Annotated in this window: 12 protein-coding genes and 1 pseudogene; 4 read left to right on the forward strand and 9 right to left on the reverse strand. The window is 74.7% G+C overall.

All coding sequences use genetic code 11. From position 1 onward, the window contains the following. Positions 1-78: 78 nt before the first annotated feature. On the reverse strand, positions 79-2,391 hold the full coding sequence (locus tag KME75_RS13005) for a sodium-translocating pyrophosphatase (RefSeq protein WP_219414878.1): 2,313 nt from the start codon (positions 2,389-2,391) through the stop codon (positions 79-81). Between the two features lie 253 nt (positions 2,392-2,644). On the opposite strand from KME75_RS13005, the gene KME75_RS13010 reads away from it, so the two are divergent. Next, a complete protein-coding gene (locus tag KME75_RS13010) occupies positions 2,645-3,604 on the forward strand; it encodes a serine hydrolase (RefSeq protein WP_219414879.1) in 960 nt (319 codons plus the stop codon). Between the two features lie 94 nt (positions 3,605-3,698). Then, positions 3,699-6,068, forward strand: coding sequence for a DEAD/DEAH box helicase (gene sftH / locus KME75_RS13015; protein WP_372452592.1), 2,370 nt, complete (start codon positions 3,699-3,701; stop codon positions 6,066-6,068). Positions 6,069-6,674: 606 nt separating this feature from the next. Here sftH and KME75_RS13020 read toward each other — a convergent pair. From KME75_RS13020 to ssd, 7 genes and pseudogenes are all read right to left on the reverse strand, one after another. Continuing rightward, positions 6,675-7,013, reverse strand: a pseudogene (locus tag KME75_RS13020) (Rv3654c family TadE-like protein); the annotation flags it as partial. Then, on the reverse strand, positions 7,010-7,321 hold the full coding sequence (locus KME75_RS13025; protein ID WP_219414880.1) for a TadE family type IV pilus minor pilin: 312 nt from the start codon (positions 7,319-7,321) through the stop codon (positions 7,010-7,012). The pseudogene KME75_RS13020 and the gene KME75_RS13025, both read right to left, overlap by 4 nt. A gap of 101 nt (positions 7,322-7,422) precedes the next feature. Continuing rightward, a complete protein-coding gene (locus KME75_RS13030; protein ID WP_219414881.1) occupies positions 7,423-7,635 on the reverse strand; it encodes a DUF4244 domain-containing protein in 213 nt (70 codons plus the stop codon). A 37-nt stretch (positions 7,636-7,672) separates the two neighbouring features. Beyond that, entirely contained in the window at positions 7,673-8,455 is a 783-nt protein-coding gene (locus KME75_RS13035; RefSeq protein WP_308282732.1) for a type II secretion system F family protein, read from the reverse strand. A 20-nt stretch (positions 8,456-8,475) separates the two neighbouring features. Next, the gene (locus KME75_RS13040; protein ID WP_219414883.1) at positions 8,476-9,273 is read right to left on the reverse strand and encodes a type II secretion system F family protein; all 798 of its coding nucleotides are present in this window, start codon (positions 9,271-9,273) and stop codon (positions 8,476-8,478) included. Further along, positions 9,270-10,463, reverse strand: coding sequence for a TadA family conjugal transfer-associated ATPase (locus KME75_RS13045; RefSeq protein ID WP_219414900.1), 1,194 nt, complete (start codon positions 10,461-10,463; stop codon positions 9,270-9,272). Before KME75_RS13045 ends, KME75_RS13040 begins: the two co-directional genes overlap by 4 nt. An 11-nt stretch (positions 10,464-10,474) precedes the next feature. Further along, positions 10,475-11,596 (reverse strand): septum site-determining protein Ssd, encoded by a 1,122-nt coding sequence (gene ssd, locus KME75_RS13050; RefSeq protein ID WP_308282733.1) that lies wholly within the window; start codon positions 11,594-11,596, stop codon positions 10,475-10,477. 666 nt (positions 11,597-12,262) lie between these two features. On the opposite strand from ssd, the gene KME75_RS13055 reads away from it, so the two are divergent. Beyond that, a complete protein-coding gene (locus tag KME75_RS13055) occupies positions 12,263-13,111 on the forward strand; it encodes an HAD family hydrolase (RefSeq protein ID WP_308282734.1) in 849 nt (282 codons plus the stop codon). Between the two features lie 313 nt (positions 13,112-13,424). Here the strand turns inward: KME75_RS13055 and KME75_RS13060 are convergent, their stop codons facing one another. Further along, positions 13,425-14,174: an oxidoreductase gene (locus tag KME75_RS13060; RefSeq protein ID WP_219414884.1), complete on the reverse strand. Its 750-nt coding sequence runs from the start codon at positions 14,172-14,174 to the stop codon at positions 13,425-13,427. 210 nt (positions 14,175-14,384) lie between these two features. Between KME75_RS13060 and acs the strand changes: the two genes are divergently transcribed. Then, a complete protein-coding gene (gene acs, locus KME75_RS13065) occupies positions 14,385-16,376 on the forward strand; it encodes an acetate--CoA ligase (protein ID WP_219414885.1) in 1,992 nt (663 codons plus the stop codon). The last annotated feature ends 20 nt before the right edge of the window (positions 16,377-16,396 follow it).

Below are 16,396 nucleotides of genomic sequence, written 5' to 3' on the forward strand. Positions count from 1 at the left end.
GTGCTGGTGCCCTGTCCAACGACGGAGGCCGCCCACCCGTACGGGTGGACGGCCTCCGGTGTGGACGACGCGTCGCCGTCAGCCGACGGTGCGCTCCACGGGGGTGTCGGCGATCGACGCCGAGCGCCGCTTCGACACGACGATCGCCGCCACGATGATCGCGGCCGCGACCAGCGCGATCCCGATCCGCAGCGGGGTCGACGCGGACTCGCCCACCGAGAACGTCACGATCGCCGGGGCGATCAGCACCGAGACCAGGTTCATCACCTTGATCAAGGGGTTGATCGCCGGGCCTGCGGTGTCCTTGAACGGGTCGCCGACGGTGTCGCCGATGACGGTGGCCTCGTGCGCGGGCGAGCCCTTGCCGCCGTGGTTGCCGTCCTCGACGAGCTTCTTGCCGTTGTCCCACGCGCCACCGGAGTTGGCCAGGAAGATGGCCATCAGGGTGCCGGTGGCGATGGCGCCCGCCAGGTACCCGGCGAGCGGGCCGACGCCGAGGCCGAAGCCGACGGCGATCGGGGCGAAGATCGCCAGCAGGCCGGGGGTGGCGAGCTCGCGCAGCGAGTCGCGCGTGCAGATGTCCACCACACGGCCGTACTCGGGGCGGACCGTGCCCTCCATGATCCCGGGGTTCTCCCGGAACTGGCGGCGCACCTCGAACACGATCGCGCCCGCCGCCCGCGTGACGGCGTTGACCGCCAGGCCGGAGAACAGGAACACCACGGCAGCGCCGATGATCACGCCGACGAGCGTGTTCGGGGCGAAGACCTCGTACGCGAACGCCGTGCCGATCTCGCCTGCCGCCTGCCCCGCCTCCGCCAGCGCGCTGTTGATCGCATCGCGGTAGGAGCCGAACAGCGCCGTGGCGGCGAGCACCGCCGTGGCGATCGCGATGCCCTTGGTGATCGCCTTCGTGGTGTTCCCGACCGCGTCGAGCTCGGTTAGGATGTCGACGCCGTCGCCCTCGACGTCGCCGGACATCTCGGCGATGCCCTGCGCGTTGTCCGAGACCGGGCCGAAGGTGTCCATCGCGACGATCACGCCGACCGTGGTGAGCAGGCCGGTGCCGGCCAGAGCCACCGCGAACAGCGCGACCGTGATCGACCCGGTGGCCAGGGTGAACGCCCCGAACACCGCGGCGCCGATGACGAGCGCGGTGTAGACCGCCGACTCGAAACCGATCGAGATGCCCGCGAGGATGACGGTGGCCGCACCGGTCAGCGACGACTGCCCGACGTCCTTGACGGGCTTGTGCTCCGTGCCCGTGAAGTAGCCGGTGAGCCACAGGATGACCGCGGCCAGCACGATGCCGATGATCACGGCGGCCGATGCGAGGAGCCGCGGGTCGGCTCCCGCCATCGCGGGCACGACGTCGGGGTCGGTCGGGCCGTTCAGGGCGCCGAAGCTGCCGGGCAGGTAGAGGAACGCGGCGACCACGCACAGCACGGCGGAGATGACCGCCGAGATGTAGAAGCTGCGGTTGATCGCCCGCAGCCCGCCCTCGCCGGGGCGGGCGCGCGTGATGTAGACGCCGATGACCGCCGTGAGGACCCCGATGGCCGGGACGATCAGCGGGAACATCAGACCGTGCAGGCCGAACGCCGCGGTGCCGAGGATCAGCGCGGCGACCAGCATGACCGCGTAGGACTCGAACAGGTCGGCCGCCATGCCGGCGCAGTCGCCCACGTTGTCGCCCACGTTGTCGGCGATCGTGGCGGCGTTGCGCGGGTCGTCCTCCGGGATGCCCTGTTCGACCTTGCCGACCAGGTCGGCTCCCACGTCGGCGGCCTTGGTGAAGATGCCGCCGCCGACACGCATGAACATGGCGAGCAGTGCGGCACCGAAGCCGAAGCCCTCGAGGACGCGCGGGGCCTGGCCCGCGTAGACCAGCACCACCACGGCCGCGCCGAACAGGCCCAGGCCGACGGTGAACATGCCGACGACGCCGCCCGTGCGGAACGCGACGCGCATGGCCTTCTCCCGGCCGCCCGCCTCGCGGGAGGCCGCTGCCACCCGGATGTTCGCGCGCGTGGCCAGCCACATGCCGAGGTAGCCGATGGTGGCGGAGAAGACCGCGCCGATGACGAAGAAGATGGACCGCCCGATTCGTTCGCCCATGTCCTCCGCTGGGAGCGCGAAGAGCAGGACGAACACGATGACGACGAAGACGCCGAGCGTGCGGAACTGGCGGTTGAGGTACGCCGCGGCGCCTTCCTGGACCGCTCGGCCGATGTCCTGCATCTTCGAGGTGCCCTCGCCTGCGGCGAGGACCTCCCGGAGCAGTACGTAGCCGATGGCCAGGGCGGCGAGCGCGACCACCGCGACCACACCGACGATGGTGTAGTCACTCGCCTCGAGCGTGATGCTCTCGGCGGGGGTGGGCACGGACATCCGTCCTCCTGGTTCAGTGAAATACCGGGCCAGGGCACGCAGACGACAACCCTGGCGTCTCGACAACACCCGTCACCGCAGGTCGGACCGGTGCAGGCGCGTGCAGTGTATGAGGTAGATCGCACAACCGCCCGCAGCGGAGGGGATGCATTGCGTAAAGATTACGATCTCATCACGAAATGCGGCCAGATCTGTGCAGTGCGAACTTTTTCGTGGGATCGCTCGTGATGCCAGTGTGACGCGACGCGCCCACATGCGCAGGTGGCGCCTGCTCAGTGCCGCGTGCGCGCTCGCGCTGCTGCTCGCGGTGCCCATCATCGCCACGTCCGGCGACGGCAGCGGCGCCGTACTCAGCCGGTTCGTCGCCGACCGCGTCCCGGTCGAACCGCTCGCGCCCGCCGCCGCGGCGTCCGGCCCGCGGTTGCTCGAGGCGCCCGGCCCGGCCGTCCCCCCCGCGCCGCCCGAGCCGCTGACCGGGCTGGCCGCCGCCGCCGTGCAGGCCGCCGAGAGCGCCGCCGCCCCGGCCACCGAGCTGGCCGTGGCCGTCCACGACCGCGCCACCGGGGAGACCGCCGTCGGCAGCCGTGGCACAGAGCCGTACTACACCGCGTCGCTGTCCAAGGTCGTCGTGATCGTCGACATGCTGGACCGCAGGCACCTCGAAGGGCTCGCCGTGTCCGACGCCGACCTCGACCTCGTCCGCCGCGCGCTCGGCCCGAGCGACGACAGCGCGATGAACATGCTGTGGACGCGGTTCGACGGGGCGGGCGCAGCCGGGCGGCTGAGCTCGCGGCTGGGTCTCGAGGGCACCTCGGCGCCGCGCGACCCGTCGCAGTGGGGCGAGATGTCCGTGCCGGCCGCCGACACGGTGCGCATCTGGCAGCACATCCTCGACGAGATGCCCGACACCGACCGCGAACTGCTCATCTCGGCGATGGCCGCGGCGCCCACCGTCGCAGGGGACGGCTTCGACCAGGCGTACGGCCTGCTCGCCCCGGCGGTGGCCGGGCCGGAGGGGCCCGGTGCGGTGGCGAAGCAGGGCTGGATGTGCTGTTTCAGCGGGCAGTACTACCTCCACAGCACCGGCGCGGTCGGAGCCGAGCAGCGCTTCGTGGTGGCGCTGCTGACCCGCGTGCCGCGCGGACCGGGCTGGGAGGCCGCCCGCCAGGAGCTGAACGCGATCGCGACCGCGACGGTGCAGGCCCTGGGCTGAGTGTCGGCCCGGTGTGCCAACCTCGGACACCGTGGGTATCGGGAGCGGTCGGACGGTCGGCGCTGCGCCGGCGACCGGCCGCGGCGCACTCCTGCTGCGTCGCGTGCTGGCCGGGTCGGCCGTCGACGAAACCGCCCTCGATCGCCTGGCCGGAGCGCCCGACGAGCTGCACAGCAGCGACGTCGACAGTCCGCTGCGGCACGCCGTGCGGCTGCCCGAGCGCGCGGGGCACGCGGTCGACTGGCCGGAGTGGGTGCCGGCGGACGTCCGCGAGGCGCTCGTCGGCCGCGGCGTGACCGCCCCGTGGAGCCACCAGGCCGAGGTGGCCTCGCTGGCCCACGCCGGCCACGACGTGGTGGTGGCCACCGGCACGGCGTCCGGGAAGTCGCTGGCGTACCAGCTCCCCGTGCTCGCCCGGTTCGCCGAGGAGCCCCGCGCCACGGCCCTCTACCTGTCGCCGACGAAGGCGCTCGCCGCCGACCAGCTCCGCGCGGTCGACGCGCTCGGCCTCCCCGGCGTGCGGACGGCGCCGCTGGACGGCGACACGCCGGCCGAGGCCCGCGACTGGGCGCGCCGGCACGGCCGGTGGCTGTTCAGCAACCCGGACATGCTGCACCGCTCGGTGCTGCCCGCCCACGGCCGGTGGGCCGCGTTCCTGCGGAAGCTGCGGTTCGTGGTGGTGGACGAGTGCCACACCTACCGCGGCGTGTTCGGCTCGCACGTGGCCCTGCTGCTGCGCCGGCTGCTGCGTGTGTGCGCCCGCTACGGGTCGCGGCCCACGATCGTGCTCGCGTCGGCCACCGTGGCCGGTCCCGCGGCCTTCGCCTCCCGCCTCACCGGCCGCGAGGTGGTGGCGGTGACCGAGGACGGTTCGCCCGCCGCGGCCCGCATCGTGGCGCTCTGGGAGCCGCCGCTGCTGCCCGAGCTGTCGGGTGAGAACGGCGCTCCGGTACGCCGGGCCGCGGGCACCGAGGCCGCCCGGATGCTCGCCGACCTCGTGGTGGAGGGGGCCCGGACGCTCGCGTTCGTACGCTCCCGCCGGGGCGCGGAGGTGACCGCACTCGGAGCGCAGCGGCTGCTGGCCGACGTCGACGCCGACCTCGCGGGCCGGGTGGCCGCCTACCGGGGCGGCTACCTGCCCGAGGAGCGCCGCGCGCTGGAGGCGGCCCTGATCAGCGGTGAGCTGCTCGGCGTCGCCACCACCAACGCCCTCGAGCTGGGGGTGGACATCGCCGGGCTCGACGCCGTGGTGGTGGCCGGGTTCCCGGGCACGAGGGCCTCGTTCTGGCAGCAGTCCGGCCGGGCGGGCCGGGCGCGCGACGAGGCCCTGGTGGTGCTCGTGGCTCGGGACGACCCGATGGACACCTACCTCGTGCACCACCCCGAGGCCCTGCTGGGCGCCCCGGTGGAGGGCTGTGTGCTCGACCCGCAGAACCCGTACGTCCTCGGCCCCCAGCTCGTGTGCGCCGCGGCCGAGCTGCCGCTCACCGAACGCGACGTGGCCGAGGTGTTCGGCGGGGCGCCCGCCGAGGCCGTGCTCGACGAGCTCGTGCGCGACGGCGCCCTGCGCCGCAGGCCGACCGGCTGGTTCTGGCCGTCCACGCGGGAGCGCCCGGCGGGCTCCGTGGACATCCGCGGGTCGGGCCTCGGCCAGGTCGCCGTGGTGGAGGCGGACACCGGCCGGATGCTCGGCACGGTGGACGGCCCGTCGGCCCCGGCCACCGCCCACCCCGGAGCCGTGTACCTGCACCGGGGGGAGAGCTACCTCGTGGAGGAGCTCGACCTCGACGCCGGGGTCGCGCTGGTGCGGCCCGCCGACCCGGACTGGCGCACCGATGCGCGCTCCACGGCCGACGTCGAGGTGGCGCGAGTGCTGGCGCATCGCGACCACGGCGTGGTGCGGGTGTCGTTCGGCGAGGTGACGGTGACCTCGCAGGTGGTGGCCTACCAGCGGCGGACCCCCGACGGCACCGTGTTGGAGACGGTGCCGCTCGACCTGCCCGAGCAGACCCTGCGCACCCGCGGAGTCTGGTACGACGTGGACGACGCGGCGCTCGTCGACGCCGGGATCCCGCCCGCGCGGATCCCCGGGGCCCTGCACGCCGCCGAGCACGCCGCCATCGGCCTGCTGCCGCTGTTCGCCATCTGCGACCGCTGGGACATCGGGGGGATGTCCACGGCGCTGCACCCCCACACGGGACGGCCCACGGTGTTCGTCCACGACGGGCACCCCGGTGGCGCGGGCTTCGCCGAACGCGGCCACGCGGTGCTCGCCCGGTGGTTGGCGGCCACCCGGGCCGCGATCCGCGACTGCGAGTGCCGCACCGGCTGCCCGTCCTGCGTGCAGTCGCCGAAGTGCGGCAACGGCAACGCGCCACTGGACAAGGCGGGTGCGGTGGTGGTGCTCGACGTCGTCCTGGCTGCGCTGTCGCGGCCGCCGGCGGGATCCCCGCAGCGGCAGTAGCCGCCGGATCGGGCCGCCGCCGGCCGGCCACGTCGGGGGCCGGGCCGGCCGGCAGCGGCCGGAGCGCGATGGAACCGGGTTCGGGGTGGGCGTCGGGGGAACGCACCGGCCCCACCGCAGTCTGGGGAGCGAGTTCGTGGTTCCGGGGGCCGGAGCCGCCCGGGGCCACGTCCAGTAGGCGCGCACATCCTCTGCGTCGCCAGTGGTGGTCGCCCATCGGTCCGGTCGCCACGACGAGCGTTGCGGTACTGCGCCGAGTCGTCGGGCGGCCGATCCGGCCGGCCTGTGCGCCCGGGCGCGGCGCAGCGGGCCCGCCCGTCCACGCGGATCGACCGCTCGCCGTCGGCGGGGCGCCGGTGCGTCTCGGCCGGCGGCACCAGGGCTTTCCGGCCCTGGTGAGGGCGAGAGGTCTCGCCCTGTCGCCGGGCGGCGCATCGCGATGGCAATGCGTCCCCCGGACGGGGCACGTCCTCCTCCGCCCGGAGTGACCATACGGCGCCGGCCGGCCGGGGCGAGGGCACCGGGAGCGTCCGGCTCGTGTGCGGCGGGCCCTGCGCGGGCGCGGCCGACCGCGGTGCCGCCGCCGACGAAGGCGAGGGGGACGTCCACGTGGACCTCCACGAGCGCGTCCCATCCCGACAGCGCGCATCCGGCGACCACGGACTCCATCGCAGCGGCGATCTCCCCAGCCCGTGCGCACGCGGCCGGGGCGCCCTGCGCCGCGAGGCCCGCTGCGGCGAGCGCGGCCAGGTCGGCGGCGGCCTCGGCGCGGTGCCGGGCCGCGACGGCGGCCCCGAGATGCAGCCCGACCAGGAGCGCGACGGCGATCACCGCAACGCCGGCGGCCGCCCACACCGTGGCGACCCCGTCGTCGGCCGACCACCGCGAGTCGCCCCCGGCCGGGCCCCGAGTCTCGCCTGCACGTTGCTCCGGTGGCCGGCTCATGTCGCCTCCGCCCCGGGTTCGAGCGCGGCGACCGCCCGCCCGCCGATCCGCAGCGGGATCGGACGAAGCACGTCGGCCGACACCACGGCGACCACGACGTCCGCTTCGCGCATCAGCTCCAGACGCGCACCGCTCGGCGCGAGCTCGGCGGCGACGGCGCGTCCCCGCTCGGGCTCGCCCCGGGCGGCCAGGCGTGCGAGCTCGCGAGCCGCGTCGACGCAGCGGATCGATCCGGTGACCGTGACGATCGTCCCTACCGCGAGCGCGAGGAAGACCGCGAGACCGCACAGGGCCAGCGCGGCTTCCACCGAAACGGCACCCCGGTCGCGCCCACCGCGACCGGCCCGGACGCTCCGGAGGGGAGAGCGCCGGACGGGCCGCCGGCTGCCGGCCGGCGCTCTCCCGCCCATCAGAAGGTCGCCGACAGGGCGCGCTCCACGAGCTCGGTGAGCGCACCGACGACGTTCTCGCCGGTGACGACGGCGTAGAGCACGGCGGCGAAGGCGGCGGCCGCCACCGTGCCGATCGCGTACTCGACGGTGCTCATCCCCGAGTCGTCCGCGCGCAGCCTGCGCAACCGGAACGCGAGGGCCTGCAGGACGGGTGCTGTGGAACGGGACATGATGATCTCCTTTTCCTTCTCGTGTCGGGCGCGGTGCTCACCACTGCGCCAGTGCCTCGCTCGCCAGGCCGATGACGACCGGGGCGATCCCGAGGACGAGGAATGCGGGCAGGAAGCACAGTCCGAGCGGGCCGGCGACGAGCACCGCGGCCCGCTGGGCCTTCGACTGGGCGGAGTCGAGGAGCTCGGCCCGGATGCGAGCGGCTTCGGCGCGCGCCACCTGGGCGAGCGCAGCGCCGGTGCCCGCCGACCGCCCGGCCGCCCTGGCGAACGTCGCAAGGGTGGGGACCTCCTCGGCGCCCTGCCAGGCGCCCGCCGGATCGGCGCCGAGCTCGAGCAGCCCGGACACACGTCGCAGGAGCGCGCCCACCGAGCCGTCGAGTGGTTCGGCCGCCGCCGACACCGCCGCGGCGACGGGTAGACCGGACTCGAGGCACACCGCGAGCAGCTCCCAACTGCCTGCCAGCTCGCCTGCCTGCTCCTGGACCGGCCCGGGCCGGGCGCCGCCCCGGTGGGCGACGTAGCCGCCCACCCCGGCGGTGGCAGCGGCCAGCACGATCCCCGGCACCGCCCCTCCGACGACCGCACCGAACACTCCGACCGCCAGCGCGCCCACGGCCACGAACGGAGCGCGCAGCGGGCGGACCGGCGTGGCCTGCGCGGCGTGCGGTGCCGGCGCGTTCAGGACGCGCAGCCGGGCGCGAGCGGGACGTCCGCCGACGACGAGCAGGGCCGCGGCAAGGAGCACCGCGGCGAGCACGGCGTGGGGGACGGCCCGGGGATGGGCGCCGGTGACGGGGAGGAGTGCGGTCGCAGCCACGATCGGCGCGGTACCGGTGATCATCGGGGTACCGCCGCCCGGAGGATCTGCTCGGCCCAGGCCATGCCTGCTGCCGCCAGCGCGACGCCGACGACCAGGAGGACCTGCCCCAGGGCGCCGCCGCGGAGCACACCGATCGGGTCGGCCCCAACCAGCTGCCCGAGGCCGATGCCGAGCAGCGGGAGCGCCGTGAGGATTGTCGCGGTGGCCCGCGGCCCGGCGAGCTGGGCCCGGACCGTGGCCCCGAAGCGCACGCGCCACCGGATGTCCTCGTGCACCCGCCCGAGCAGCTCGGCGAGCGGAATGCCGTGCCGTTCGGCCAAGGTCCAGGCCAGCGCGACCCGTTCGACGTCGCCGCCCACGTGGGCCGGCTCGCCAGCGCCCCGCCGCAGGGCCGCCGCTACACCGTCGCCGAGCCGGGCGGCCGCCGCGGCCGGCGCGAGGATCTCCTGTGCCAACGGACCGTCGGCGCGCACGCCCGCGAGTGCCGCGGCCGGGTGGCTCCCCGCCCGCAGCTCCTCCGCGATGCGGCCCACCGCGTCGGCCAACTCGCTCGATGCCGCCGCCGCCGCGCTCGTCGCCCGTGCCCGGGCCCTGCGGTGCCGCAACGTGACGGCGAGCAGCACGCCGGCCACCGCTCCGCCCGGTCCGGCGAGCACGGCGCCGGCGACCGCACCGAGCACGACCGGTCCGGCCAGCGAACGCGGTCCGGGCCACCGCCGCGCCGGTGTCGGCCAGAGCGCGCGTAACCGCGCCGCCGCGGGCACGGGTGCGCAGCACGCCGCCGCGGCCAGCGCCAGGCAGGCGAGCGCGCTCACCACGGCACCCCCACCCCGCGGTCGGTGAGCAGCGTCGCCAGGTCGTCGCGCTCGCCCGTCCACCCGCCCGTGCGGGTCCACACCGGCCGGACGCCGACGCCCGCCGCGTCGCGGGTCAGCACTCCGACGACGTCGAGGACCCGCGCCCCGGACGCCAGCCTGCGCATGTGCAACAGCACCTGGACGGCCGCGGCGAGCTGGCTGTGCAGGGCCGCCCGTGGCAGACCACCGGTGGCGGCGAGCGCCTCCATCCGGGCGGGCACCTCGCGAGCGGAGTTGGCGTGGAGGGTGCCCGCACCGCCGTCGTGCCCGGTGTTGAGCGCGGCGAGCAGGTCGCAGACCTCCGGCCCGCGCACCTCGCCCACGACGAGGCGGTCCGGGCGCATCCGCAGCGCCTGGCGCACGAGGTCGCGGAGCACCACGCCGCCTGCGCCCTCGATGTTGGCCGGGCGCGCGACGAGCCGCACCACGTGCGGATGCCGGGGCCGGAGCTCCTCGGCGTCCTCCACCGAGACGATCCGCTCGCGGGGGTCGACGGCGCTGAGCAGGGCGGCCAGGATCGTGGTCTTGCCGGTGCCGGTGCCGCCGGACACCAGGAACGCCAGGCGCGCGGCGAGCACGGCCCGCAGCAGTGCCTCGCCGGTGGCGTCAACGGTGCCGAGCGCCCGCAGCGCGGGGAGATCGTGGGCGGCGGGACGCAGGACCCGCAGCGACAGGCAGGTGCCGTCGGCGGCCACCGGTGGCAGCACGGCGTGCAGCCGTACGCCCGCCTCCGCCACCCACCCGTCGACGTACGGGCTCGCGTCGTCGAGCCGCCGCCCGGCCGCGATGGCGAGCCGCTGGGCGAGCCTCCGCACCGCCGCGTCGTCGGCGAACCGCACGCCGGTGGGCTCCAGCCCGGACCCCCGGTCGACCCAGACCGATGTGGGCCCGCACACCAGCACGTCGGTGGTGCGCGGATCGCGCAGGAGGTCGTCGAGGGGCCCCACGCCGACGAACTCCTGGCGCAGCACCCGCAGCGCGGACAGCACGTCGAGGTCGGATGCCACCCCACCGGACTCGGCGCGGACGGCCGAGGCGACGGCAGCCGGGCTGATCTCGCCGCCGGAGGCGGCGAGCCGGGAGCGCACCCGATCGACCAGCGCCGCCGCCGACGGTGATCCTGGAGGATGGTCCGGGCCGGGGAACACCGCGAGCGCCGTCACGACGCGGCCCCCGTGCCCGTGACGACGCGCAGCTCGGTCAGGACGGTGCGAGCGGCAGCGGCGAGCGGCCCTCTGGGCCGGCCCGGGGCGGTGCCCTGCTCCAGCGCGCGGGACAGGCCCGGCTCCGGGCGCATCGCCGCGAGCAGCGGCAGGCCCACCGCTCTGGCCACCTCGGCCGCGTCGATGCCGCCGGGCGCGGGCCCGCGCACCACGAGCCGGACCCGGCCACCGTGCTCGGCGAGGACGGCCGCGACCCTGGCCCCCGCCGCGCACGAGCGCACGTCGGCGGGTACCACGAGCACTGCCAGGTCGGCGGCCGAGAGGGCCGTGACCGCGGCCTCTGTGGGATAGCGGGGCAGGTCGCACACGACGGTGTCGCCGGAGCGGCGGCCCGCCTCGAGCACGGACCGGACGGCGACCGGCGACGGCCCGTGCGGGGATCGATCGCACGACAGGACCGCCAGCTCGCCCTCGCCGCGGCGACCCACGGTGGGTGCCGGCAGCGCCGCGTGCAGCGCCGCGGCAGGCACCCGCCCGTCGCCGACGCCGATCTCGGGCCACCGCAGCCCGCCGAGGTCCTCCGCGCCCAGCACGAGGTCGAGCCCGCCGCCGAGCGGATCGCAGTCGACGAGGAGCACGCGCGCCCCGTCGCGGACCGCGGTGACGGCCAGCGCTGCGGAGAACACGGACGCGCCGGCCCCGCCCCGGCCGCCGACCACGGCGAGCACCGCGCCACCGGGACGCGAACCCTCCGCCGCTTCGGTGAGCGCCGCGACGAGCCACGACTCGGCCTCGGGCAGCGAGATGACGTGTTCGGCCCCGACCGCGACGGCGTGCCGCCAGATGACCGGCGGCGGCTCACCGCGGACCGCGACGACGACCTCGGCGCGCCGGGGCAGGCCGGCGAGCGCGCACTGCTGAGCGGCGTGGGCGTCGAGCAGCACGAGCGGGGCGCGTGGCCAGTGCGCCCTGGCCTGCGTGGCGTCGACCGTGCGGTGCAGCTCGCACCCGGCGGCCGCCGCCAACCGGAGGATCGTGTCGAGCAGCTCGGGATCCGACACCATGACCAGCCCGCGTCGCCCGTCGGCGCTCTCCTGTACGGCCCCGTTTCGTTGCACAGCCGCCTCCCTCGGTACGCCGCTCCGGCTGGAGTGGCGATCTCAGGGTGGGGTGCGGGAGGGCGGTGGGACGGACCGATCGCGAAGCTGTGGACAACCGGTGGACGATGTGGACAACGTGGCGCGGAACGCTTCGACCGGGTCAGCGATGTCGGTGGTGTCGGGCATGCTGGCGTGCTTCGCGCCGCCGCCGATCTCGGGGGAGCGGGCGCCCTCGCGTCGGCGGCCGACCAGACCCGTCGGTGCCACGGGTGTGCTCGCCGGATGCATCGCGTCGGCGGAGCACGCCGACTGCCGGCGCTGGGCCGTCACGACGGGTAGCGAGCCGAAGGCTCGGACGGCCGTATGCAAGCGCGCCTGACCGACCGGTGAGGGTGACGGGAAGTGAGCAACTGCTGACCGGCAGAGGCGGCGGATCCGACGCTCCGTGCTGACCGGAGGGCGGGCATCCAATGGGACGACCCCCGCCAGGGGGGATTGGCGGGGGCCGTCGTCGGTTCAGCTCCGGGGGGTCGAGCTGAACCTGGCCCGGACACGACCGGGCACCTCCAACTGTAGCCCGTGCGGGGCCGCAACGCGCGTCCCTCGAGACACGATCTGTGCACGGACCCGCAGCGGGACGCCGCCGTCCGGGTTTCGAAGCGCTTTCTGGCAAGCTCCTCGGACGTGTCCGGTGCGCTCCCGCCCCGTCCCCCGACCCCGTCGTCGACGCCGTCCGGGGCCGCCGCGTTCTTCGACCTCGACAAGACGATCATCGCTGGATCGAGCGCGCTCGCGTTCAGTCGCCCGTTCCTCCGGAAGGGGTTGATCACCAGGCGCGCCGCTCTCCGCAGTGGTTACGCACAGTTGCTGCTCGTGCTCTCCGGGGCTGACGCGAACACCATGGAGTCGCTGCGCCGCAGCCTGTCGGCCCTGTGCACGGGGTGGGAGGTGGCGCAGATCCGGACGATCGTCGACGAAGCGCTGCACGACATCGTCGCGCCCCTGGTCTACGCCGAGGCAACCGACCTGATCGCGGAGCACCGGGCGGCCGGGGACGAGGTGGTCGTGCTGTCGGCGTCGGGCCTGGAGGTGGTCGAGCCGATTGCAGCACTCGTCGGCGCGCACCGCTGCCTCGCCACCCGGATGACGGTGGCGGACGGCCGGTACACCGGGGAGATCGAGTACTACTGCTACGGCGAGGAGAAGGCGCAGGCAGCGCGGCGGATCGCCGACGAGCGCGGCTACCGGCTGGCGGACTGCCGCGCCTACTCCGACTCCATCACGGACCTGCCCCTGCTGGAGGCCGTGGGGCACCCGACCGCGGTGAACCCCGACCGGGCGCTGCGGCGGGAGGCCGAGCTGCGCGGCTGGCCGATCCTCACGTTCGCCCATCCCGTCCGGCTGCGGTTCCGGCCCGCCGCGCCGCCCGCCCCCGTCGTGGCGGCCGGCATCGTCGTGGCGGCCGCGTTGGTGGGGGCGGGCTGGTTCGGGCACCGGCGGCTGTCGCGTCCAGTCCTCGGTGGGGTGCCCTGACCGCCACCCTCCGTACCTGAACCGGTGCACTGCGGTTCACCCCTTGCTGTGGTCCCGGTCACGGGGCTACAAAGGGGTCACGGGCTCCTGGTCGGCCAGGGGCGATGCGAAGAGAAGCAGCGTCCACCCCGTTCAGCAGCCCGTGCGAGAAGGTCGGGAACTCCACGCACAGCACGCCGCGGGAGGCATGTCGTCGTGGGCCTGCGTCGCGGGACGCCGCACGCCGAGGCCACTACCACGACACGTAGTGCACGCCTGGATCCGATCTTCTCGCTTCGACGGGCGGTGTTCCCTCACGGGGGCACCGCCCGCCTCATGTCCGCGCGCCGGCGATGCTTTGGCCCTCCCGTGCCCCCGCCTCCCACTGCGCGCAGCAGTGCAGGAGCCATGCGGCGAGCCCGTGGGGCGTGCCCTCGGCGAATTCCGCGGCCGTCCTCCGGTACTCCGCCGCATGCCGCAGGTGGCCCACTTCCGGCACAGCGAGCCCCTTCGGGTCCAGGCCCCAGGCGACGGCGGTCAGCCGCGCGGCGGCGCGCGCGACCACGCCGTTCGCCGTCGGGAACGGGGCGAGCGCGAGCAGTTCGCCGTGCACCACGGCGACGAGCACTGGGGCGGGAACGGACGTGCCGCCCGTCACGAGGTCTGCGAGCAGGCCGAGCCGGGCCGACACGCCCTCGCCCCCTCGCGGCCTGCCGAGCTCCGCGTCGTGGCGCTCCTCGGGAACGAGATCCGCCGCGGCAACGACGTGCAGGCGGGCGAGCGCCTGCAGCGGAGACGTCCGCCACACCCCGAGGAGCCTGCCCGACTCCTCGGCGACGCGGACCGCGCCTGCGAGCACCGGGCTGTCCACCGTGGAACCGGCGCCGATTGCCGCACCGTCCAGGGCCGCCGAGGCCCGAGCGGCCCGCAGGCTCGCCTCCGCCGCGCTCGTCGGCCAGCCCCTCCGATTGACCGGGTGGTTGTGCACCGCGACCAGCGCATCGCGCGCGCCGGTGACGGCCTCGGACACGCCGGGCAGGTCGAGCAGGGGCGTCAGCGGATCGGTTGTGCTGCGCGGGGTCACCCGAGCATGCTGCCACCGCGGGCGGCGCTCCCGGCGACGGGTCGACCGCTGGTCGACCGTCCGTCCACCGGCCGCCGACCGGTCCGGCTCGTCGCCTTCGGCTGACCGGAGGTGACGGTGCGTGGGGTGATCCGGGGCACTAGCGTCTGTCCCGATGAATGCGCGGCCCGGGCAGGGGTGCCCGGGTACGCCCGGAAGCAGGAGGGCTAGATGGCCGCAGAGGGATCGACACCAGCGGAACCGACCCTGAGCAACCTGTCCACCGAGAGCCGGAGCTTCCCGCCGAGCGAGGAGTTCGCCGCTCAGGCCAACGCCACGGCCGAGTGGTACGACCGGGCCGACGCCGACCGGGAGGGGTTCTGGGCCGAGCAGGCCGAGCGGCTGCACTGGCACCAGAAGTGGGACCAGGTCGTGCAGTGGGACGCCCCGTTCGCCAAGTGGTTCGTCGGCGGCAAGCTCAACGTCGCGTACAACTGCGTGGACCGGCACGTCGAGGCGGGCCAAGGCGAACAGGTGGCCTTCCACTGGGAGGGCGAGCCCGGCGACACCCGCACCATCACCTACGCCGACCTGCAGCGCGAGGTGTGCAAGGCGGCCAACGCCCTGGCCGAGCTGGGGGTGGGCGCCGGTGACCGGGTGGCGATCCAGCTGCCCATGATCCCCGAGGCCGTGTTCTCCATGCTGGCGTGCGCCCGGCTGGGCGCAATGCACAGCGTCGTGTTCGGTGGGTTCTCCCCGGGCGCGCTGAAGGCCCGGATCGAGGATGCCGAGGCCAAGCTGCTGATCACCTCGGACGGGCAGTTCCGGCGCGGCAAGCCCGCCCCGATGAAGGAGAACACCGACGAGGCGGTGGCCGACACCTCGACCATCGAGCACGTCCTGGTGGTGAAGCGCACCGAGACCGACGTGCCGTGGACCGAGGGCCGTGACCTGTGGTGGCACGACGTCGTCGACCGCCAGTCCGACCAGCACACCTGCGAGGCCTTCGACGCCGAGCAGCCGCTCTACATCCTCTACACCTCCGGCACCACCGGGAAGCCGAAGGGCATCCTGCACACGTCCGGCGGCTACCTCGCCCAGTGCGCCTACACGCACAACGCGGTGTTCGACCACAAGCCCGGCGAGAGCGTCTACTGGTGCACCGCCGACATCGGCTGGGTCACCGGCCACAGCTACATCGTGTACGGGCCGCTCGCCAACCGGGCGACGTCGGTGATGTACGAGGGCACGCCGAACACCCCGCACGAGGGTCGGCACTGGGAGATCATCCAGAAGTACGCCGTCTCGATCTACTACACGGCGCCCACCTTGATCCGCACATTCATGAAGTGGGGCAAGGAGATCCCGGAGAAGTACGACCTGTCGTCACTGCGGGTGCTGGGCAGCGTCGGCGAGCCGATCAACCCCGAGGCCTGGATGTGGTACCGGGAGAACATCGGCCGCGACAACTGCCCGATCGTCGACACCTGGTGGCAGACCGAGACCGGCGCGGTCATGATCTCGCCGCTGCCCGGCGTCACCGCGGCCAAGCCGGGTTCGGCCATGCGGACCCTGCCCGGCATCAGCGCCGAGGTCGTCAACGACGCGGGCGAGCCGGTGGGCCACGGCAACGGTGGCTACCTCGTGCTCGACAAGCCGTGGCCGGCGATGCTGCGCGGGATCTGGGGCGACGAGGAGCGCTACCGGGAGACGTACTGGTCGCGCTTCGCGGAGCAGGGCTACTACTTCGCCGGTGACGGGGCCAAGTACGACGCCGACGGCGCGATCTGGCTGCTCGGCCGCGTCGACGACGTGATGAACGTGTCCGGGCACCGGATCTCCACCACCGAGGTGGAGTCGGCCCTGGTGAGCCACCCGAGCGTGGCGGAGGCGGCGGTCGTCGGCGCCTCCGACGCCACCACCGGCCAGGGGATCGTCGCGTTCGTCATCCTGCGCGGCGGGATCGCCCAGGACGAGGCCAAGGGCGCCGATGCGATCAAGGCGCTGCGTGACCACGTCTCCAAGGAGATCGGGCCGATCGCGAAGCCGCGCCAGATCATGGTCGTGGACGAGCTGCCCAAGACCCGCTCCGGGAAGATCATGCGCCGGCTGCTCCGCGACGTCGCGGAGAACCGCGAGGTGGGCGACGTCACCACGCTGGCCGACTCGTCGGTCATGGACCTCATCTCCGCGGGCCTGCAGAGCGGGAAGTCGGAGGACTGAGGGCGGCGCCGTCGGGCATC

The organism is Pseudonocardia nigra (assembly GCF_019396355.1).
Lineage (GTDB): Bacteria > Actinomycetota > Actinomycetes > Mycobacteriales > Pseudonocardiaceae > Pseudonocardia > Pseudonocardia nigra.